Origin of the sequence: Bradyrhizobium sp. NC92 (assembly GCF_025200865.1) — a bacterium.
In the GTDB taxonomy this organism is placed as follows: domain Bacteria; phylum Pseudomonadota; class Alphaproteobacteria; order Rhizobiales; family Xanthobacteraceae; genus Bradyrhizobium.
The window spans coordinates 721,198-740,868 of record NZ_CP104171.1 but is presented as its reverse complement, the minus strand read 5'-3'; the positions used below and the strand labels follow the sequence as shown (position 1 = coordinate 740,868).

Sequence of the window (19,671 nt, the reverse complement as noted above, 5' to 3'; positions counted from 1 at the left end):
GGCCGCGTCCATCGCATGGCGGCTTGTGTCATGCTGGCTGCGGACGACACCACGGGATGGATACGGGATATCAATATGCGCATCTGCATTTTCGGCGCAGGCGCCGTCGGCAGCCACATTGCGGTACGGCTGGCGCGCGCCGGCCATGAGGTCAGTTGCGTGATGCGGGGGGCGCATCTGGAGGCGGCCCGCGCCAATGGCCTCAAGCTGCGCGTCGGCGATTCCGAGGTCGGTGCCAAGGTGAACGCGTCAGGCGATCCGGCCCAGCTCGGCCCGCAGGACGTCGTGATCTCGACCTTGAAGGCGACCGCGCTTCAGGGGCTGGTTTCCAGCATCAAGCCGCTGCTCCAGGACGACACTGCGATCGTGTTTGCGCAGAACGGCATTCCCTGGTGGTACGGCATCGGCCTGCCGCCGCGGCACCCGGCGCCGCCGGACATTTCATTCCTCGATCCCGGCGGGCGCCTGCGCGCCTGCATCCCGAAGGAACGGATCGTCGGCGGCGTGGTCTTCTCATCCAACGAGGTGATCGCGCCCGGCGTGGTGCAGAACCTGACGCCGGACCGCAACCGTCTCCTGATCGGCGAGTGCGACGACCGCAATTGCGAGCGCATCACCAGGCTGCGCGGTGTCTTCAACGACGCGCGGCTGGAATCGCCGCCGGTCGCCGAGATCCGCGAGGCGATCTGGTCAAAGCTGCTGACCAACATGTCGCTGTCGGTGCTGTGCCTGCTCACCGGCCAGACCGCGCGCGGCGTGCGCGACGACCCCGCCTTCACGGAGGTGATTCCGCGCATGCTGAACGAGGCCAACGAGATCGCCCAATACTTCATTCCCGAGGTCAAGCGCGCCAGCCGCAGCGGCCCTGCCCCCAACCACAAACCATCGCTGCTGCAGGATTACGAGCTCGGCCGCGCCATGGAGATCGACGTGCTGGTGAAGGCGCCCCAGGCCTTCGCGCGCACCGCCGGCCTGTCGACGCCGACGCTCGACCTGATCGCCGCGCTCGCCATCCAGAAGGCGCGCGACAGGGGGCTTTATTCCGCGTGAGGCTCAGGCGAGCGCAGAGGAGAAGCAGAGGAGAAGAAGTGATGGCCATACCGAGCACTGCAGTAACGCAAATGAAGGTGCACAGGGTCGCGAGTTCGCCCCACACCCAACAATACGGGATGGGAAAATCACGAATTGTTCGTTCGGAGCAATGCGACTGGGCTGCGGTCGGTAGGTTACCGCCGCCAACATTTCCGCGGTCATACGCAATTGCTTCTGTTGAGCAGCTAGCAGATTGGCTTGCATGGTCAGCGTAATTCGATCGAGGCCGTCAACGCCGGCCAGGCACTCCTCCAATATCTCCTTTAGATTCTTGTTGCTGTTTACGTCCCTCAAGTTCAGTATTACCGCGCGCAAAAAGACTCTTCGCGCCTGAGCCATTTGCTCGCTAGCTCTTAAATTCGTTGTGCCAGTTTCCCCTTGAACTTGCTCCCGCCTCTCAAGGATTGACGACGCGATCAAGAAGAGAGTTTCGGCATCGAGTTTCTGCTCAGAAACAGTCTTTGCTGTAAGTCGGAATTGCTCACAGGCAGCGTGAGCATCTTTAGTTAGCTCAAGCGATTCTTTAGCCTTGTTTACGAGGGACTCCGGTAGAGTGGGATGACAGAACTTCTCAATCATTCGCACTCTTGCATCGTACAGCTCGTTAGCATCCGGAAAATCTAGACCAAACAACGACAGATCTTGCGCAGCTTCAAGAATAGAAAATTCACCTGAAAAAGTTGCCACAGCAGCATCCCCAAAAAGGCCGCCTCGATACAATTAGAGGTGGCATATTGCCGTCAACGTAGGTTCCATGCAACTTTAGAAATACGAAAACACCCGGCTATTGAGATGAAGTGCTTCCCTGCAGCCGTTTGCGCCAAAACCTAGACGTTCTCTTCGATCCAGGCCGCGAGCGTGTCCAGCACCTCGGTGAGCGCCTCGTCATTGGTACGGCCGGATTTCTTCAGCACCGCGAACGAATGGTCGCCGCCTGCGACCTCATGCAGCGTCGCCTTCGGGCCGAGCTTCTCGACGACAGGCTTGAGGTAGCTCAGATCGGCAAGCTCATCGCGCGTGCCTTGCAGAAACAGCATGGGGATCGCGATGGCGGCAAGGTGTTCGGCGCGCTCGGATGACGGCTTCTTGGCGGCATGGAGGGGAAAGCCGAGAAAAGCGAGCCCTTTGACATCGGGCAGCGGCGACTTCGACTGCGCCTGCGAGGTCATGCGGCCGCCGAAGGATTTCCCGCCGGCAACGAGCTTCAGCCCGGGGCAGAGCCGCGTCGCCTCCGCGACCGCTGCGCGGATGGCGGCATGCGCGACCGCCGGCTGGTCGGGACGCCCCTTCTTCTCTTCCATGTAGGGAAAATTGAAGCGGAACGTCGCGATGCCGCGTTCGGCAAGGCCGGCTGCAACCTTCTCCATGAAGGAATGCCGCATGTCTGCGCCGGCGCCGTGCGCCAGGACGTAGCAGGCGCGTGCATGGGTCGGCTGCGTCAGGATCGCCGAGACCGTGCCGATGCGCTCGATGTCGAGCTTGAGCTCCTGGGTTTTGATCGCCACAATCAGACATCCCGATAGACGCTGTTACCGGCGCCTTGGTAGCGTCACCGGCGCAGCCTGAAAACACAATAATTGCCGCGGTTCGCTGGCTTACCAAGCCGGAACGCCGCATCAACCGAGGTAATCATGCCCTACCGCTCCTCCTGGATGACCGAAGAGCTCGACGTCTTCCGCGACCAGTTCCGCAAATATCTTGCCAAGGACCTGGCCCCGCATGCAGAGAAATGGCGCGAGCAGAAGATGGTCGACCGCTTCGCCTGGCGCGGGCTCGGCGAGATGGGCGCGCTGCTCGCGAGCGTGCCGGAGGAATATGGTGGCCTCGGCGCCACCTTCGCCTATGACGCCGCCGTGCTCGACGATCTCGAGAGCACGGTGCCGGAGCTGACCACCGGCGTCTCCGTGCACAGCGCCATCGTCGCGCATTACATCCTCAATTACGGCTCGGAGGAGCAGAAGAAACGCTGGCTGCCGAAGATGGCGTCCGGCGAGATGGTCGGCGCCATCGCCATGACCGAGCCCGGCACCGGCTCGGATCTGCAAGCCGTCAAGACCACGGCCAAGAAACAGGGCAATTCCTACGTTATCAACGGGCAGAAGACCTTCATCACCAACGGCCAGGCCGCCGACCTCGTCATCGTGGTCGCGCGCACCGGCGAGCAAGGTGCCAAGGGCATCTCGCTGATCGTGGTCGAGACTGCGGGCGCGGACGGCTACAAGCGCGGGCGCAACCTCGACAAGATCGGCCTGCACGCCTCCGACACCTCGGAGCTGTTCTTCGACAACGTGACGGTGCCGCCGGAAAACCTGCTCGGCAAGGAGGAGGGCCAGGGTTTCGTCCAGCTGATGCAGCAATTGCCGCAGGAGCGGCTTGCGCTCGCGGTCGGCGCCGTGGCCTCGATGGAGCGCGCGGTCAAGCTCACCACCGACTACACCAAGGAGCGGAAGGCGTTCGGCAAGCCGCTGATGGATTTCCAGAACACCGCCTTCACGCTGGCCGAGCGCAAGACCGAGGCGATGATCGCGCGCGTCTTCGTCGATTGGTGCATCGAGCGCCTGGTCGCAAAAGACCTCGACACCGTGACGGCCTCGATGGCGAAATATTGGTGCTCGGAGAAGCAGGTCGAGACCGCCGACGAATGCCTGCAGCTGTTCGGCGGCTACGGCTACATGCAGGAATACCCGATCTCGCGCATCTTCATCGATTCCCGCATCCAGAAGATCTATGGCGGCACCAACGAGATCATGAAGCTGCTGATCGCCAGATCCTTATAGGTCAGGTCGATGTAGATCACCGCGCGCGCCAGTCGCGCGGCCGGCAGCCGAAGCGCTGCTTGAAGCGGCGGGTGAAGTGGGAGAGGTCCGAGAAGCCCCAGTCGAACGCGATGGCGCCGATCGCCTGGTCCGCCTTCGCAGCATCGCTGAGGTCACGTGCCGCGCCGTCCAACCTACGATCCATGACGTAGTCCGAGAATGTGGTGCCTGCGCGCTCGAACAATTTGTGCACGTAGCGCTCGCTGATGCCGATGGCACGCGCGACGTCCGCAACCGCAAGGCGCTGCTCGGAGAGCCGCTCATGCACGGCGCGGCGGAGCGCGAGCGCGGTCGCGTCGGCAAAGCTGGCGGCCTCGGCCGTCTGCGCACGCGCGCGGCGCGACAGGCTCAGCGCGACAAGATCGAGCAGCACGCCGAACAGCCTGACGGCTTCGCCTTCCGTCATCCGCAGCGCGCCGGCATTCAGCGATCGCGCGGTCTCGACGATGAGATGACCGACGAAGGGATCGTCGGACACACGCTCCACCCTGAAGTCGAAGGATGGCGGCAGCCGATCACGCAGCTCGCGCGAAGGCACCCAGAAAGATGCAACCTGCAGCGTCGGCCCGCGATCATGCAACAAGGTCACTTCCCGGTCGCTGTCGCAGATGCCGACCTGACCGCGCGACAGGCTGACGTCGCAGCCGCCCTGGACCACGCGGCAGCGGCCGGCTAGCTTGAAGTTCAGATAGAAGCAGCTTTCGGTCGACGCAGCGATATCGGCGCGCGAGCGATGCACGGTGTGCTCGGGAAAGACCACGCGGTTGATGGCACCGCTGCCGATCTTGATCGCCTCGACCTTGGCCGGGAAGCGTGAGGTGGTTGCCGATTCCGGCGTCAGGTTCATGAATGCCTGGCAGATCGCTTCGCGATAGTAGGAGAACTGCTCCTCCGGCCGCGTCTCGCCGGTGTCCCAGACCAAACGGCGGGGCCGGCTTTCGGAATTGAGCTGCTCCATCAGTTCGCTCCAGGACCAATCCGGTTCACCGTCGGACAAGCGCGCAACGCGCCAGCGGTTCAGTATGGCGGCAACAACGTCGACCGGCGTTCAGCCGGCAAATCCAGGCAAGGTCATCGCCGCACCGATCTAAGCAGTCTTCCGAGGGAGCCACAACATGTCGACCTTCGTTCTCGTCCATGGCGCCTGGCATACCGGTGCCGAGCTCGAGCCGGTCGCCGCGCCGATCCGCGCAGCCGGCCATCAGGTCCATACCCCCACCATCAAGGGCAACCGTCCGGGCGATGCCAAGACGACCGGGCTGAAGGAAGCGATCCAGTCGATCGCCGACTACCTTGCGGAGAATAATCTGCAGGACGTCATCCTGCTCGGCCATTCCTATGGCGGCATGGTCATCACGGGGGTCGCCGACCTCGCGCCGGAGCGCATCCGCCGCCTGGTCTATTGGAACGCTTTCGTGCCCAACAATGGCGAGTGCCTCAACGACATGGTGCCGCCGCGCTATGTTGGTCTGTTCGACGCCATTGCGGCCGAGCGCGGCGACGGCTCGGTGGTGTTGCCCTTCCCGATCTGGCGCGAGGCCTTCATCAACGATGCCGATCTGGAGACGGCGCAGCGCGCCTATGACGTGCTCAATCCGCATCAGCTCGCGACCTTCACCGACAAGATCGCGCTCAAGAGCAATCCGGCCGAGATGCCGCTGGCCAAATCCTACATCAACTGCACCGAGGATACCGCGCTGCCGCACAGCCATGGCTGGCATCCGCGCCTGTCGGAGAAGCTCGGCCTGTTCCGCCTGGTGCAGGTTGCGGGAAGCCACGAGCTGTGCTTCTCCGATCCGGCGCGGCTCGCCAAGGCAATCATCGAGGCGGGACGCGACTGACGAGTGGTCGCACTATCCGGTCACCTCATCCGCTTGTCGGCGGCGACGAAGTCGATGAAGGTCCTCACCTTCGCGGACAGATATTTGCGGCTGGGATAGACCGCGAGCAGGCGACCCTCGAAGATGACTTCGTCGGGCAGGACGTGGACGAGACGTCCGCTGGCGATGTCCTCGGTGACCAGCCATTTTGGCAGGAAGGCGAAGCCCATGCTTTCCAGCGCCGCCATGTGCAGCAGCGTCTCGTTGCCGCTGCGCAGGACCGGATTGAGCTTGACGGTCTCGGGGCCGTGCTCGCCCTGGAAGGAGAAGCTCTCGCCCGGATAAAGCGCATAGTGCAGCAACGCCTGGCCGGAGAGATCGGCGAAGGTCCTTGGGCGGCCCGCGCGTTTGAGGAAGGCGGGAGCGGCCACCAGGTAGAACGGAACTCCGGTGATGGGCCGCGCGATCAGCGCCTCGTCCGGCGCGGCCGTCGCGCGCAGGGCGAGATCGAACCCCTCCTCGACCAGATTGACGAGGCGCCCGCTGAGATCGACGTCGAGGCGCACGTCCGGATAACGGGCCTGATAGTCCGCCAGCACGCCCGCGAAGATCGTGTTCGCCATCCACACCGGCGCGGTCAGCCGCAGCGTGCCGCGCGGCACCACCGTCGCCTTGCTGACGGCGGCCTCGACCTCGTCGAGCGAGTCCAGCATCTGCCGCGCCTGCTCGAAATAGAGCGTGCCGCTTTCGCTCAGGCTGACGCGCCGGCTGGTCCGGTTGAGTAGTCGCGTGCCGAGCCGCTTCTCGAGCTGCATCACGTGCTTGCTTGCCATGGCAGGCGAGATGCGCAGGCGCTGCGCCGCGGTCACAAAGCTCTTCAGCTCCGCGACCAGGCAAAACACCTTCATGCTGACCAGAGTATCCATGAGATCATCAACATCCAGGAAATGAACAATTCCTTTAGCGCAGAATGATCAAATGCGGCGAAACTATCAGATGGTGGCAACCTTCACATTCCGGAGAACCCCATGTCCGCCGCCACCACCATCGAAACCGCCGCTCCCGGCCGGTCCCTTCGCATCGGACTCTGGGCCGCGCAGGTCGCCCTCTCCGCCGTGTTTGTCTCGGCAGGCTTCGTGAAGCTGACCACGCCCATTCCCCAGCTGGCCGCGATGATGCCGTGGGCCGGTCAGTATTCCGAAACGTTCGTCCGGACGATTGCGCTGGTCGATCTCGCCGGCGGGATCGGCATCCTGCTGCCGGCGCTGACGCGGATCCTGCCGCGGCTGACGGTGCTGGCCGCGCTCGGCTGCGCGGTGCTGCAGGTGATTGCGCTTCTCTTCCACCTCTCGCGCGGCGAAGCCGAGGTAGCGCCGCTCAACATTGTCCTGCTCGCGCTCAGCCTGTTCGTGCTGTGGGGACGCCGCAGCAAGGCGCCGATCGCGCCGCGTCAGTTCTGAGCGGCAGGAACGCCATGATCTCTGCATGGTCCCGCAGAAGCCTGCTCGCTGGCACCGCGGTCCTCACAACCGGCGGCACCGCCGCGGCCAAGGAGGATCGTCTCGCTGAGGGCGTCGCGATCCTGATCGACAGCAACGAGTCCTACGTCATGGGCCACGCGATCAGCTATTCGGCAAATCTCTCCAAGCATTTTGCCGAGAGGGGCGCGCGATTGCTGATCGAGGTCGTGGCCAACGGCAAAGGCATCGACGTCTTCCGGGCGGACAAGACGCCGCTGGTCGAGCCGCTCGCGACGCTGCGCCAGTCGCTGCCCAATCTCACTTACAGCATGTGCGCCTCGTCCAAGACGATCGCGGAAGCCAAGGAGCAGATCTCCATCCCGCTGATCCCTGGCGCAAGCCTGGTGCCGTTCGGGATCGGGCGCGTCGTCGATCTGCAACTGAAGGGCTGGGCCTATATCCATGCGTGAGGCGGCGCGCGAAGGCATTACGCTCTCGCGTCGGTCGATCCTGATGGCCGCGGCAGCCTCTCTCGCCGTCCCGCGCGCAAGCGGCGCGCAGGACAGCTGGCCGCCAATGTTCGAGGCCGGACGCAGCCAGTTCACACTGGTTCGGCCGCGCGCCCCGATGCCACAGCTCAGGCTTCAGGACCTGCACGGCCGGGATGCCATCGTGACGGCGAAGCCCGGCCGCATCACGTTGGTGAATTTCTGGGCGACCTGGTGCGCGGCCTGCAAGCTCGATCTGCCGATGCTCGCAAGCCTTGCAGCCTCGCGGCCCGAGCCGCTCGACGTGGTCGCGATCTGCACGGACACCAAAGACCTGCGCAAGATCCGCGCATTTCTCGGCGGCCTCGCCGTGCAGAACCTCGCGTGTTACGCCGATGCCTACGGCGCGGCAGCCGAAGCTTCCAGGGCGATGTTCCCGCTCGTCGGCATGCCCGTCACCTATCTAGTCGGAGCGAGCAGCCGCGTCGAAGGCTACATCACCGGCGCACCCGACTGGCTCTCGCCGGCGGGCGCGCGGCTGCTGCAATTCTATCGCGAGCGGGGCTAGCGATCGTCAATTCGGATGCCACCAGCGCCCGCCGATGACGACACCCTCTGAGACGATCTTGCGATCGCCAATCAGGTGCTCGCCGACGACGTCTTCGTAGTCGAACTGGCCTTGCTTCACCGAAATCAGCGTGGCGTCGCCGACGCTGCCGGGCTTGAGGCTGCCGAGCTCGGGACGTCGCAGCGCCATCGCCGCATTCACCGTCGATGCCGCGATCACATCCGGCAGCTCCATGCCCATGCACAGGAACTTCGACATGGTCGTGACCTGGTCATAGGCCGGGCCGTCGATGCAGAGCTGATGGATGTCGGAGGAGATGGTGTCGGGATAGAAACCATTGGCGAGCATGGCACGCGCGGTCTTGAACGCGAACGAGCCCTTGCCGTGGCCGATATCGAACAGCACGCCGCGCTCGCGCGCCTCCAGCACCGCCTTCTTCACGGTGCCTTGCGCCGTCGCCGGGGTGTTGGGGAAAGGGCGGAACGCATGGGTCAGCACGTCGCCGGGACGCAGTCGCACCAACACGTCCTCATAGCTCGGCGGCGGATGGTCGATATGCGCCATCAGCGGCATGCCGACCTCGTTCGCGACCTCGAGCGCGATGTCGAGCGGCACCGCACCCGAGGTGCCCGAGGAATGCAGGCCCACGCGCACCTTGATGCCGACGATGAGATCGCGGTTGGCATCGGCCACCTCGGCCGCCTCGACCGGATTCATCAATCGCAGCTCCTCGCTCTCGCCGACCATGATCCGGTGCGAGAAGCCGAAGATGCCGGCATGCGAGACGTGCAAATAAGCGAGGATGCGGACCTGGCTCGGCTCGATCACATGCTTGCGGAAGCCGGCGAAATTGCCGGGTCCGGCGCTGCCGGTATCGACCGCCGTGGTGACGCCGGAGAGGCGGCAGAACTCCTCGGCATCGATGCCGAGCGAGGTGCCGCCCCAATAGACATGGGTGTGCAGATCGATCAGCCCCGGCGACACAATGAATTGCGAGACGTCGCGCACCTCGGTGCCCGGATCCGCCTTGAGGGCGCTGCCGATCGCGGCGACCTTGCCGCCGGCAAAGGCGACATCGGTCACGGCGTCGAGCTTCTGGGACGGGTCGATCACCCGCCCCCCGCGCAGGATCAGGTCGAAAGGCATCAATGGTCTCCGGGATGTGGCGGGGTATGGCAGGATTACAGGCAGGAGACCCGGGCAGGTCCCTGCAATTGTCCCTGTTAGCAATTTTCGCGCCCGCTGAGCAAATCGGCGCGCATGCCGGTTACGCTCCCAGCGCTTGCAAGCCGCCTGCCGGCGCCTCGCACGTCAATCCTGGGTATCAGGTGTCCACGGCAGCCGGACCTTCTGCCATTCCTCGAAGTCCACCTGGACGTCCGCGGCGGCGACTTTTGCGGCGCTGTGAAGCCAGTCGTCCTTGCGTCCATCGAGATCGTGCTCGATCTTGGGTCTGGCGCCGCCCGTTCCCGCATGAATCGCGCCGAGATCGAATCCCTTGGCCCAGAGCAGATCGAGTCTCAGCCGCGGATGACTGCGATTGCTGAGCTCGAGCTTGCGCTGATCGGGAGCAATGCGACGAATGATGTAGCCGCCTTTCAACTTGAGATGCGGATCGGGCGCCCGAAACTCTCCTCGGGCGACGTCCAGAAAGCGCGGCTTGCCGTTCATGCCGTGCGCCCAATTCCAGGCGGAGGGCACCAGCGCCTTGGCTTCCCTCACGATCTTGCCGCCATCCCAGGTGGCGATCGCAACGTAGCGCGGCCGGCCAAGGCCGCCGCCGCCTTTCCTGCGCGAAGCGAACCGCTCCAGCTCGGCATGGTCGGGCAGGTTCTTCCTGAGCGCCGAAGCAACCTGCGAAGGCGGCTCCGCATCCGGATAGTCCTTCAGCTCGTGCCAGAAGTCGCGCCGTTCCTCGTCGGAGCAGGCCACGAAGGGCCGCATCCAGCTCTCCTCCTCGTCCAGCAGCGACGGGCGCGGGTTCGCGAGCCCCTCGCGATAGCCATCGAGAATGGCCGCCGCCGCATTGCGATTAGAGCTCCGCGCCTTCGGTGCGAGCCGCGCGCTGGTCGCAAGGCGGACGAGATCGAACGGATAGGGAATGACCGCGGCTTCGTCGAAATCGTTGATGCCCCAGACCAGACGGCCTTCGGCATCGCGCCAGGTCCCATAATTTTCGATGTGGGTGTCGCCGACCGACAGCACGGCGGGCGCGTCCCTCAGCTTGGGACAGAGCTTCTCGATGCGCCGCGCCCAGCGAAAGAACGTCGCACGCAGGAACGTGAACGCATCCTTCTGCATCCGCTCGTGTTTGTGGACGAGGTCCGCCTCCACAACGTCGCATTGCTTGCGCAGCCAGTGCTCGAAAGCCGCATTGTCGCGCTGAAAAGTCATCCGCTGCAAACCACGAATATCGGGCGGGCCGGCGCTGATCCGCGGCGCGCCATCAATCAATCTTCGGCTGCATCGACAATAAGCTGATGCTCTAACGCGAAATGCTACAATCAAATGGGCAGCGGCGCAATTGTCGGCATCTGGACTGACATCGACCGTCGCGCAGCCCTCGGCAGGGCGGCAGACGAAGCAAAGCCGGACAAGGAAATGGCGATCCCGGGAAGACTCGAACTTCCGACCTACGGTTTAGGAAACCGTCGCTCTATCCGGCTGAGCTACGGGACCGCGGAACCCGTGGCTACGGGTTCGATCCCGTCATAGCAGAGCAAAATGCGGTTCGCCAGCCGTCAGGCGGGCCAGACCATTCGTCAACCTGAACAGGGCGGCTATACAATCGCGCCCGGACCCCTTCGACGGAGCAGCCCACATGATCGAGAGCATCAGCGCCATCACGCTCGGCACCCACGACATGGCACGCGCCGTGCACTTCTACCGTTCGCTCGGGTTCGAGCTTCTCTATGGCGGCGAAGCCGCTGCGTTCACGAGCTTTCGCGCCGGCAGCGGCTATCTCAACCTGACTGCGCAGCCGGACGACAAGCGCTGGTCCTGGTGGGGCCGCGTCATCTTCTATGTCGCCGATGTCGACGCCACCTATGAGCAGGCGCTCGCGGCAGGGTGGCAGCCGTCGACCACGCCGCGCGATGCCGAATGGGGTGAGCGCTACTTCCATCTCACCGACCGCGACGGCCATGAGCTCAGTTTCGCACGGCCGTTGTCCTGACCGAATAAGTCGCATCTGCTGACGTTCCAACGCGCAACTAGCGCTGTCTCAGCCACCGTGGCAAGCTCGGCGCGGTTTCCTCAAGTTCTAACCAGGGAGGACGACCATGGTAGCTTATGTCGTGCTGGGAAACTTCACTGATCAGGGAGTCCGAAACGTCAAGGACTCGCCGAAGCGGGCCGAAGCCTTCAAGGAGATGGCCAAAACGTTCGGCGTGACTGTGAAAGAGATCGTCTGGACGCAGGGACGATATGACGTTGTGACTGTTCTCGAGGCTCCGGATGAGGCTGCCGCGATGTCACTCAGCCTTAGTCTCAGCGCACTCGGCAATGTCCGCACCGAAACGCTGCGCGCGTTTTCGGCGGCAGATATGACGAAGATCGTCGGCAAGATGCTCTGACGCGCAAGCCCGCGCGAGCGCACTGGACCCGGGATGGCATCCCGGGCATGGGCGGATCTCACGCCTTGATATTGTTGTCCTTCACGACCTTGCCCCAATAGGCGACCTGCTTGTCGAAGAAGGTCTTGAAGGTGGCGCCGTCCTGGAGCAGCAGCGTCATGTGCTGGGTGTCCTTGAGCTGGGCGGCGGTCGCGGGCTCGCTCAGGATCTCCTTGGATGCCGTCGCCATGGCCGCAACGACGTCGGCAGGCGTACCTGCGGGGGCGAAGATGCCCCACCATGCCAGCGTCTCGAAATCGGGGAAGCCGGCCTCGATCGCGGTGGGCGTGTCCGGCAGGGCCGGCAGCCGCTCGCGGCCGAGCTGCAGGATCGGGCGCAGCATGTTGGTCCCGAGCTGGGCCGCGACCAGCGCCGCCGATCCCGCGATGAGATCGACATGGCCGCCGAGCACGTCGTTCATGGCCGGCCCGCCGCCGCGATAGGGCACGTGCATGATCTCGACGCCGGCCTTGCTACCGAGCACGGTCATGGCGAGATGGCCGAGCGTGCCGATGCCGACCGAGGCGTATTTCACCGCACCGGGGCTCGCCTTGCAGGCGGCGACCACGTCGGCAAAGCTCTTGTAGGGGCGTCCGGCGCCGGCCGCGATTACGTAGGGCGCGGTGCCGATCAGCAGCACCGGCATCAGCTCGCGCTCGACATCGACCGGCGGCTTGTCGAGGATCGACGGGATCACCGCATGGGAATCGAACGTCACCAGGAAGGTCGAGCCGTCGGCCGGGCTCTTGGCGACCTGCGCCGCGCCGAGCGCACCGGCCGCGCCCGATTTGTTCTCGACCACGACGATGCGACCCAGCTTGGTCTGCAGGTTCGTCTGCAGCAGCCGCGCCATCGCGTCGGTCGATCCGCCAGGCGGAAACGGCACCACCAGCGTTATCTTGCCGGCCTGCGCTGCTGCCGGTGCCATCGCGAGGATGGCCGGTGCGGCCAAGAGCGTGCGTCGTGTGATCGTCATGGTCCCCTCCCTTGTTGTTGCGCCCGGCTTTTTGCTCTGTGGCGCTCGAGCATGATCCGGAAAAGTGTGCAGCGGTTTTCCGAAAGATCATGCTCAAGAAAATAGGCTAAAGCGCAAGGCGCTTTAGGTCGTGCCGAAGCCTGACCCTGCTTTTCTGTATTCTGGCCGAGGCGGACTGAAGATGTCCAGCACGCGGGCGCCGTCGGGGCCGGCACGCATGGTGTGCGGCACGTACCCTGGCGTGCGCCAGAAATCGCCCTTCTTGACCGGGATTTCCTCATCGCCCTGGACGCGGATGGCGGAGCCGTCGAGCAGCACGCCCCATTGCTCCTCGGGATGATGATGCAGCGTGCCTTGCGCATGCGGCGCCAGTGTCACCACCGACAGCATCGCCTGCTCGCCGGAGAAGATGCGCGTGGTCACGCCGGCGGCGAGCTCGCGGAAGAGGCCGTCGCTGGCGTCGTCGAGATTGTGGAATTCGTCCTTCTGGCTCACGTCATCCTCCCCTTTACACTCCGCCAGCTCAGGCCTTGCCGTAAGCACCCTGGTAACGGCCCTCGCGGATCGCCTTCAGCGTCTCCTCCTCGCGCGCGACCTGGACGCGCACTGCTTCCAGCAGCGCGGCCGCACCAGTCGCGGGAAACGAAACCACGCCGTCCTCGTCGCCGACGACGATGTCGCCGGGCGCGATCACGCTGCCGCCGATCGTCACCGGCACGTTGATCTCGCCGGGGCCGTTCTTGTACGGACCGCGATGGATCACCGCGCGGGCGTAGCAGGGAAAGTAGTCGGCCGCGAAGGCCGCGACGTCGCGGATCGCGCCGTCGATCACATAGCCTTCGGCTTTGCGCCATTGCGCGATGTTCTTCATGATCTCGCCGATCAGCGCGCGCGTCTCGTCGCCGCCGCCGTCGACCACGATGACGTCCCCGGGCCCGACCAGGTCGAGCGCGCGGTGGATGGCGAGATTGTCGCCGGGCCGGGTGCGCACGGTGAAGGCCGTTCCCACCAGCTTGCCGCCGCGATGATACGGCCTCAGCCCGACCGCGCCGGGCAGCCGGCCGAGGTTGTCCGAGATCACCGAGGTCGGCGCGTCCCTGAAACCTTTAATGATATCAGCCGGCGGCTTCGGCACGCTGCTCGCTGCGATGGTGATCGTCATATCAGTCCTTCCGTGTTTGTCTCATTCAGCATGCGCCCGCGCCTTCGAAGGGCCAGATCCGGAAGGCGCGCCACTTCGTCTTCCTGGCGTCGCCAGCCGGGAGTGAGGCGCTCGCAATACGAGTGTAACAGCCTGCCGGCGGGGCGCTGTGACTCCCGCGCCACGTCAAGCACAAAATGTCAGCATCCCAGCCCTGAATTTCCCGGGTTCCATGGGTGACAAGCCGGCCATAAAGAGGCAAAAATCTGGCTCGACTCAGTTCGGGTTGCGTCTTGCAAGGAATACCCTCTTAGAATGTCGGCCGTAGTTACATCGCATCGCGCGGCGCTGCTTCTCGTTGCCGCAGCAGGATTTATTCTGCTGACGCCGGGGCATGCCGAGGCGCAATGGTGGAAACGCGCACCTGTTGATTTCGAGGAATGCGCCGACGCCGCCGAGAAAGCCGCAACCAAGGCTGAGAAGACCGCGGCCCTTGCCGATTGCAACGCCAAGTTTGCCGGCCGCCGCAAGCTGGGCGGCGGCTATTCCTATTACGATTTCCTCCAGGATCGCACCTTCGACATCGCCGGCCCCAATCCGACGCCGGAGGAGCAGAAGAAGATCGACGAAGCCTATACCGCCTATCTCGCCAAGCAGCGCCGCAGCAACGAAGCGGCCCAGGCCACCGCGCGGCAGCAGCGCGAGCAGCAAGAGCAACAGGTGCAGCAGCTCCAGCAGGTCGCGCTGCGGACCGAAGTCGAGCGCGTGCCGGTGCCGGTCGAGCGGCCGAAGGTGCAGCAGGCCGCAGGCGCAAGGCCGAAGGCCGCGCCTTGCACCAAGAGCTCATTCTCCTGCGAATGGCCGCGTCTGTCGGAAAGCTTGAACGACCTGAAGAAGCTGTTCAACCCGACACCGAGCAAGCCCGCGAAGAAGGGCTGAAGCAGCAGCCGTCATTGCGAGATGGTCGTAGGGTGGGCAAAGGCGCAAAGCGCCGTGCCCACCATTTGTTTATGATCGAGAGAGTCGGTGGGCACGCTTCGCTTTGCCCATCCTACGAGAGCTGAGCTCACGACAGGCGTCATTGCGAGCGCAGCGAAGCAATCCAGAGTCTCTGCACAGAAAGATACTGGATTGCTTCGCTGCGCTCGCAATGACGCGTGGATGGAGCACCGGCTTGCAATCCTCAGTTCGGCTGCTTCTTCTTGCCGCGCTTCGGATGGGCCACCGGCGCTGCGACCGTCGGCGAAGCACCCAACTGCGACCGGCTCTCCTGCAAACGCCTGTCATAGCCGGGGGAGTTCAAGACCGTCGGCGGCCTGGCGTAGGCGAGCGTCGACATGCCGCAGAGCGCGGCCAGCGCCAGGCCGATCATCAGACAACGCTTCATCACGCCCTCCTCGTCCTCAATTCACGCCCCGGATCTGCTGCGGCGTCAGCCGCGGCGGACCGTTGCCGGCCGCCTCGGCTTCCTTGATCAGCGCAACAATGCGGCGCATCAGCGGCACGGCGACATGGTTCTGCTCGGCGAGCGCAATGACCGCGCCTTGCAGATAGTCGATCTCGGTCTTGCGGCCCTGCTTCAGATCCTGCCACATCGAGGAGCGCGCCTCGGGATCGATCTTCATGGTTCGCCCGAGGATCGCGCCGAAGATCGCATCGGGCAGCCGCAGCAAGGCCGGAGACCAGCTCATCGGGATCGGCGTCGACGATACCGGCACGATGCCGGCGGCCTTCAGTGCGGCCAGCCCTTCCGCCATCTGGTCAGCGAACAATCTTCGCCAGTCACGGTTCGCCAATTGCGCGGCGAGCGGCATTTCGGACAGCGCGCTCAGCGCATTGTTGAGGTTGATGATCAGCTTGCCCCATTGCACGCCGGTGATGTCACGGCTCGCGCGCACACTGAGGCCGGAGACCGAGAGCGCCACGGCCGTGTTCACCGAATCCTCTCCGACGTGAATGTCGCCGGAGGTCGAGCGGTGGAAACGGCCATCGCCCATCGCGATCACGTTGAACGGCACCATGCCGGCGAGCACGGACCGGTCGCCGAGCCGCTCGCGCAGCACCGCGACATTGCCGATGCCGTTCTGGAGCGAGACGATGACGGCATCCTCAGGCGCATGCTGCGCGATCTGGTCAGCGACAGCGGCGGTGTCGGCGCTCTTCACCGTGACCAGCACGATGCCGGCGCTGTGCAAGATCGAAGGGTCTTCCGACAGCGCAAGCTGGCCGGCGCCGAGCTTCGTCTCGGAGCCGTCGAAATCGGTCAGCAGCAGGCCGAACCGCTCGATCTCGGTCTTCACCCGCGGCCGCACCAAGAGCGCGACGCGCCGGCCGGCGGCGGCCAGCTTGCCGCCGACGAAACAGCCGATGGCGCCGGCGCCAGCCACCACGATCGATCGATCCGCAACCACTGGGCTTACTCCCTGAATGACCGGCCTTCGATAGCAGAGGCGAGGCCGGCAACCAATCGCGGCGCATCCGACTTGTAACGGTCATGACTGCCCCATATGTTTTCGCCCCGGGGGCAGCCAGCGGCGAGCGCTCGCCGAACGAGACGCCAAAGGAGAGCACCATGGGTCTACTCGACGTCCTCAACGGCATGCAGAACGGCCCGCGCGGCCCCTCTACGCCGAGCTCAGAGAAATCCTCCGGCGGCATGTCGCCGATGACGATGGCGCTGCTCGGCCTGCTCGCCTGGAAGGCGTTCAAGCATTTCACGACCAGCCAGTCAGGCTCGGCGCCGCAACCGTCACCATCGCCGGCACCGCCGCCGGTGAACGCGGGTGCAGGCGGCGGCGGGCTAAGCGACATTCTCAAGGGCGGCCTCGGCGGCCTGCTCGCGGGCGGCGCGGCCGGCACCGTGCTCAGCGGCGGTCTCGGCGATCTCCTCAACCAGCTGCAGCAGGGCGGCCACGGCGATGCCGCGAATTCCTGGGTCGGCAAGGGCGAGAACAAGCCGATCGCGCCGGGCGATCTTGCCAGCGCACTCGGTGCCGACCAGATCGAGAGCCTGTCCGCCCAGAGCGGCCTGTCGCGCGAGGAACTGCTCAACGGCCTCAGCCAGTATCTGCCGCAAGTGGTCGACCATCTGACGCCGGATGGACGGCTACCGACCGAGAACGAGCTCTCGGGCAGAATCTAGTCGGACCTCGATCGATACGCTTTCGGGAAGGGGAGCAAAGTCATGAGCATGGGCGGCCTGTTGTGGATCATCGTCGTCGGCTTCATTGCCGGCCTCATCGCACGCTGGCTGGCGCCGGGGCCGAACAATCCGAGCGGCTTCATCCTCACCACCATCCTCGGCATCGCCGGCGCGTTTCTAGCGACCTTCGTCGGCCAGGCCATCGGCCATTACAGCCCCGACCAGGGCGCCGGCTTCATCACAGCGACGATCGGCGCGGTGGTGGTGCTGTTCATCTGGCACCGGCTGGTGGCGAGTGGCGTGATAAAGGGGTAGCAACCTCAATCGGGAGGGGCGGCACACCGCCTCCACATCGTCATTGCGGGGAGCGCAGCGACGAAGCAATCCAGACTATTTCCGCGGAGGGACTTCTGGATTGCTTCGCTGCGCTCGCAATGACGAGTTCACGTCACCAAATGCATTCCCGCATCCATGCGCACGACCTCGCCGGTCATGTTGCTGGAGGCCGGCATCGCCAGGAAGCAGACGAGCTGGGCGATGTCCTCCGCGGATGATGCGACCTTCAGCGGCACCTTCGCCACGACGCTGTCGCGTACCTGCTTGGCCTGCGCCTCGCCGCGGCCCTTGGTGAACCAGGGCGTGTCGATATAGCCCGGACACACGGTGTTGACGCGGATCAGCGGCGCCAGGGCACGCGACAGCGACAGCGTCATGGTGTTGAGCGCGCCCTTGCTCGCGGCGTACGCAATCGACGAGCCGACGCCGCTGATGCCGGCGACCGACGACACATTCACCACCGCCGAGGGCCGCCCCGAAGCCTTCGCACCGGCCTCGAGCAGGCTGCGCGCCGCGCGCACCATCTGGAACGGGCCGATCGTGTTGACGCCGTAGACCCGCTGGAAATCTTCAGCCGACAAGCCGTCGAGATCGGCATGAGCCACATGCTTGGTGGTGCCCGCATTGTTGACGAGGATATCGAGCCGGCCCCAGCCGCTCGCCGCCGCGACGATCTTGCGGCAATCCTCATCCTTGGAGACGTCGCCCTGTGCGACCAGCACCTCAGCGGCTCCCGCCTTGCGGCAGGTCTCGGCCGTCGCCTCGGCTTCCTTCTGGCTCGACGAATAGTTGATGACGAGCCGCGCCCCGCTGCGGGCGAGAATTTCCGCAGTCGCTGCACCCAGCCCGGATGCGGACCCCGTCACGATTGCGCACAAGCCGTCTTTTGCCATCCGGATTTCCTTCCCCTGTATCTGGTGTGGCGTCCTGTTTAGCGAGTTTGCCGCGCCCTGCAAATCGAGCAAACTCCGCTAAGCGGAATTAGCATTTCCTGGAGCCTGGCCCCATGCCGGCGCCGCAGATGGACCTGCGATCAACGCTTGTCAGGGCCATGGCTTTTTCCGATCATCGGGCGCAAGAAGAGACTGCGCACTGGCCGATCAGACCGGACGCGCCAATGGCAAAATACGGGGAACGCTGTGGCGGAGAGTGACAATATCGTCGTCGAGACCGCGGAGAAAATCTTCGCCGATCTCGCCGATCCGCAGACCATCAACAACGACAAGACGAATGCGTGGCAGGCGCCGCTGTGGCAGGCGCTGAGCGAAGCCGGCCTGCCGCTGTCCTGGGTGGCTGATGATCTCGGCGGCTCGGGCGCGAGCCTCGCCGACGGCTTTGCGCTGATGGGCGCCGCCGGCCGTTTCGCGGTCGCGGTGCCGCTGGCCGAGACCATGCTGGCGGGATGGCTGCTGGCGCAGGCGAAGATCGCTTCGCCCGAGGGCGAGATGACGGTGCTGCCGGCCACGCCAAAGGACCGCATCAGCCTGGATGCCGACGGCGCGCTCTCCGGCCGTGCCCGCGGCGTGCCCTTTGCCAAGACGGCGAAGCATTTCGCGGTGCTGGCGCACGGCAAGGACGGTGTTTCCATTGCGCTGATCGACGCGGCCAAGGCGCGGATCGAGGCCGGGCTCAATGTCGGCTACGACCACAGCGACACCGTCACCCTCGACAAGGTCCAGCCGATCACCATCAAGCCGGCGCCGAAGGGCTTCGAGCAGACTCATCTGATGCTGATGGGCGGCGTCGCGCGCAGCCTGCAAATCGCCGGCGCGCTGGAATCGATGCTCGACATTTCCGTGCGCTATTCCAACGAGCGCGTCGCCTTCGAGAAGAAGATCTCGAAATTCCAGGCGGTGCAGCACAATCTCGCCCGCCTTGCCGGCGAATCCGCCGCGGCCCTGGCGGCGGCGACGTCCGCCGCCGACGCCATCGCCAATGCAAAATCGTTCAACGACGAGATCTATCTCGAAGCCGCCTCCGCAAAAATCCGCTGCGCGGAAGCTGCCGAAAAAGGCGGCGGCATCGCGCATCAGGTCCATGGCGCGATCGGCTTCACCATGGAGCACATCCTGCACCGCTATTCGCTGCGGGCGCTGGCCTGGCGCGACGATTTCGGCTCGGAGAGCTACTGGGCGGTCGAGCTCGGCAAGCTCGTCGCAAACCGCGGCGCCGACGAATTGTGGCCGCTCGTGGCATCGCGCTGATCGGAGAGAGAAGA

General features: G+C 64.7%; 24 protein-coding genes and 1 tRNA gene. 12 read left to right on the top strand and 13 right to left on the bottom strand.

Features of this window, described 5'->3' with window-relative positions:
* The first annotated feature begins 75 nt into the window (after positions 1–75).
* Positions 76–1,050, top strand: a complete 975-nt coding sequence (locus N2602_RS03470) for a ketopantoate reductase family protein (protein WP_260381770.1) — start codon at positions 76–78, stop codon at positions 1,048–1,050.
* Between the two features lie 3 nt (positions 1,051–1,053).
* Here N2602_RS03470 and N2602_RS03465 read toward each other — a convergent pair whose 3' ends face one another.
* Entirely contained in the window at positions 1,054–1,779 is a 726-nt protein-coding gene (locus tag N2602_RS03465) for a hypothetical protein (RefSeq protein WP_260381769.1), read from the bottom strand.
* A gap of 140 nt (positions 1,780–1,919) precedes the next feature.
* Positions 1,920–2,597 (bottom strand): alpha/beta family hydrolase, encoded by a 678-nt coding sequence (locus N2602_RS03460; RefSeq protein WP_260381768.1) that lies wholly within the window; start codon positions 2,595–2,597, stop codon positions 1,920–1,922.
* 126 nt (positions 2,598–2,723) lie between these two features.
* Between N2602_RS03460 and N2602_RS03455 the strand changes: the two genes are divergently transcribed.
* Complete coding sequence (locus N2602_RS03455) at positions 2,724–3,869, top strand: acyl-CoA dehydrogenase family protein (protein WP_260381767.1); 1,146 nt, start codon at positions 2,724–2,726, stop codon at positions 3,867–3,869.
* A 16-nt stretch (positions 3,870–3,885) separates the two neighbouring features.
* On the opposite strand, the gene N2602_RS03450 is transcribed toward N2602_RS03455, so the two are convergent.
* On the bottom strand, positions 3,886–4,866 hold the full coding sequence (locus tag N2602_RS03450) for a helix-turn-helix domain-containing protein (protein WP_260381766.1): 981 nt from the start codon (positions 4,864–4,866) through the stop codon (positions 3,886–3,888).
* A 157-nt stretch (positions 4,867–5,023) separates the two neighbouring features.
* On the opposite strand from N2602_RS03450, the gene N2602_RS03445 reads away from it, so the two are divergent.
* The gene (locus N2602_RS03445) at positions 5,024–5,749 is read left to right on the top strand and encodes an alpha/beta fold hydrolase (RefSeq protein ID WP_260381765.1); all 726 of its coding nucleotides are present in this window, start codon (positions 5,024–5,026) and stop codon (positions 5,747–5,749) included.
* Between the two features lie 20 nt (positions 5,750–5,769).
* On the opposite strand, the gene N2602_RS03440 is transcribed toward N2602_RS03445, so the two are convergent.
* On the bottom strand, positions 5,770–6,654 hold the full coding sequence (locus tag N2602_RS03440) for a LysR family transcriptional regulator (protein ID WP_260381764.1): 885 nt from the start codon (positions 6,652–6,654) through the stop codon (positions 5,770–5,772).
* Positions 6,655–6,756: 102 nt separating this feature from the next.
* Here N2602_RS03440 and N2602_RS03435 point away from each other — a divergent pair, with 102 nt between their 5' ends.
* From N2602_RS03435 to N2602_RS03425, 3 genes are read left to right on the top strand one after another with little or no spacing between them, the layout of a single operon-like run.
* On the top strand, positions 6,757–7,188 hold the full coding sequence (locus N2602_RS03435) for a DoxX family protein (RefSeq protein WP_260381763.1): 432 nt from the start codon (positions 6,757–6,759) through the stop codon (positions 7,186–7,188).
* Positions 7,189–7,202: 14 nt separating this feature from the next.
* Positions 7,203–7,658 carry a hypothetical protein gene (locus N2602_RS03430; RefSeq protein ID WP_260381762.1) on the top strand — a complete coding sequence of 152 codons (456 nt, stop codon included), beginning with the start codon at positions 7,203–7,205 and terminating at the stop codon, positions 7,656–7,658.
* Positions 7,651–8,244 carry a thioredoxin family protein gene (locus N2602_RS03425; RefSeq protein ID WP_260381761.1) on the top strand — a complete coding sequence of 198 codons (594 nt, stop codon included), beginning with the start codon at positions 7,651–7,653 and terminating at the stop codon, positions 8,242–8,244. Before N2602_RS03430 ends, N2602_RS03425 begins: the two co-directional genes overlap by 8 nt.
* Before the next feature lie 6 nt (positions 8,245–8,250).
* Here N2602_RS03425 and N2602_RS03420 read toward each other — a convergent pair whose 3' ends face one another.
* The 3 genes from N2602_RS03420 to N2602_RS03410 all read right to left on the bottom strand — a co-directional run bounded on the left by N2602_RS03420 (position 8,251) and on the right by N2602_RS03410 (position 10,923).
* Positions 8,251–9,390, bottom strand: a complete 1,140-nt coding sequence (locus N2602_RS03420) for an amidohydrolase/deacetylase family metallohydrolase (protein WP_260381760.1) — start codon at positions 9,388–9,390, stop codon at positions 8,251–8,253.
* 165 nt (positions 9,391–9,555) lie between these two features.
* Positions 9,556–10,638 carry a DUF2252 domain-containing protein gene (locus N2602_RS03415; RefSeq protein WP_260381759.1) on the bottom strand — a complete coding sequence of 361 codons (1,083 nt, stop codon included), beginning with the start codon at positions 10,636–10,638 and terminating at the stop codon, positions 9,556–9,558.
* Between the two features lie 208 nt (positions 10,639–10,846).
* Positions 10,847–10,923 (bottom strand) — tRNA-Arg (locus tag N2602_RS03410).
* Between the two features lie 142 nt (positions 10,924–11,065).
* Here N2602_RS03410 and N2602_RS03405 point away from each other — a divergent pair.
* Positions 11,066–11,419, top strand: a complete 354-nt coding sequence (locus tag N2602_RS03405; protein WP_260381758.1) for a glyoxalase/bleomycin resistance/extradiol dioxygenase family protein — start codon at positions 11,066–11,068, stop codon at positions 11,417–11,419.
* A gap of 106 nt (positions 11,420–11,525) precedes the next feature.
* Complete coding sequence (locus tag N2602_RS03400; RefSeq protein ID WP_172786591.1) at positions 11,526–11,819, top strand: GYD domain-containing protein; 294 nt, start codon at positions 11,526–11,528, stop codon at positions 11,817–11,819.
* Positions 11,820–11,877: 58 nt separating this feature from the next.
* On the opposite strand, the gene N2602_RS03395 is transcribed toward N2602_RS03400, so the two are convergent.
* From N2602_RS03395 to N2602_RS03385, 3 genes are all read right to left on the bottom strand, one after another.
* A complete protein-coding gene (locus N2602_RS03395; RefSeq protein ID WP_212258845.1) occupies positions 11,878–12,834 on the bottom strand; it encodes a tripartite tricarboxylate transporter substrate-binding protein in 957 nt (318 codons plus the stop codon).
* Positions 12,835–12,957: 123 nt separating this feature from the next.
* Positions 12,958–13,329: a cupin domain-containing protein gene (locus N2602_RS03390; RefSeq protein ID WP_260381757.1), complete on the bottom strand. Its 372-nt coding sequence runs from the start codon at positions 13,327–13,329 to the stop codon at positions 12,958–12,960.
* Positions 13,330–13,357: 28 nt separating this feature from the next.
* On the bottom strand, positions 13,358–13,996 hold the full coding sequence (locus N2602_RS03385) for an RraA family protein (protein WP_260381756.1): 639 nt from the start codon (positions 13,994–13,996) through the stop codon (positions 13,358–13,360).
* Between the two features lie 294 nt (positions 13,997–14,290).
* Between N2602_RS03385 and N2602_RS03380 the strand changes: the two genes are divergently transcribed.
* The gene (locus tag N2602_RS03380) at positions 14,291–14,914 is read left to right on the top strand and encodes a hypothetical protein (RefSeq protein WP_172786587.1); all 624 of its coding nucleotides are present in this window, start codon (positions 14,291–14,293) and stop codon (positions 14,912–14,914) included.
* A 244-nt stretch (positions 14,915–15,158) separates the two neighbouring features.
* Here the strand turns inward: N2602_RS03380 and N2602_RS03375 are convergent, their stop codons facing one another.
* Together N2602_RS03375 and N2602_RS03370 are read right to left on the bottom strand one after the other, a co-directional pair.
* The gene (locus tag N2602_RS03375; protein WP_260381755.1) at positions 15,159–15,362 is read right to left on the bottom strand and encodes a hypothetical protein; all 204 of its coding nucleotides are present in this window, start codon (positions 15,360–15,362) and stop codon (positions 15,159–15,161) included.
* 16 nt (positions 15,363–15,378) lie between these two features.
* Entirely contained in the window at positions 15,379–16,386 is a 1,008-nt protein-coding gene (locus tag N2602_RS03370; protein WP_260381754.1) for a 2-dehydropantoate 2-reductase, read from the bottom strand.
* Positions 16,387–16,547: 161 nt separating this feature from the next.
* Here N2602_RS03370 and N2602_RS03365 point away from each other — a divergent pair, with 161 nt between their 5' ends.
* On the top strand, positions 16,548–17,117 hold the full coding sequence (locus N2602_RS03365; RefSeq protein ID WP_172786584.1) for a YidB family protein: 570 nt from the start codon (positions 16,548–16,550) through the stop codon (positions 17,115–17,117).
* Positions 17,118–17,159: 42 nt separating this feature from the next.
* On the top strand, positions 17,160–17,432 hold the full coding sequence (locus tag N2602_RS03360) for a GlsB/YeaQ/YmgE family stress response membrane protein (protein WP_172786583.1): 273 nt from the start codon (positions 17,160–17,162) through the stop codon (positions 17,430–17,432).
* A gap of 128 nt (positions 17,433–17,560) precedes the next feature.
* Here the strand turns inward: N2602_RS03360 and N2602_RS03355 are convergent, their stop codons facing one another.
* Positions 17,561–18,346 (bottom strand): SDR family NAD(P)-dependent oxidoreductase, encoded by a 786-nt coding sequence (locus N2602_RS03355; RefSeq protein WP_260381753.1) that lies wholly within the window; start codon positions 18,344–18,346, stop codon positions 17,561–17,563.
* Positions 18,347–18,592: 246 nt separating this feature from the next.
* Here N2602_RS03355 and N2602_RS03350 point away from each other — a divergent pair, with 246 nt between their 5' ends.
* Positions 18,593–19,657, top strand: a complete 1,065-nt coding sequence (locus N2602_RS03350; protein WP_212258860.1) for an acyl-CoA dehydrogenase family protein — start codon at positions 18,593–18,595, stop codon at positions 19,655–19,657.
* Positions 19,658–19,671: the final 14 nt, after the last annotated feature.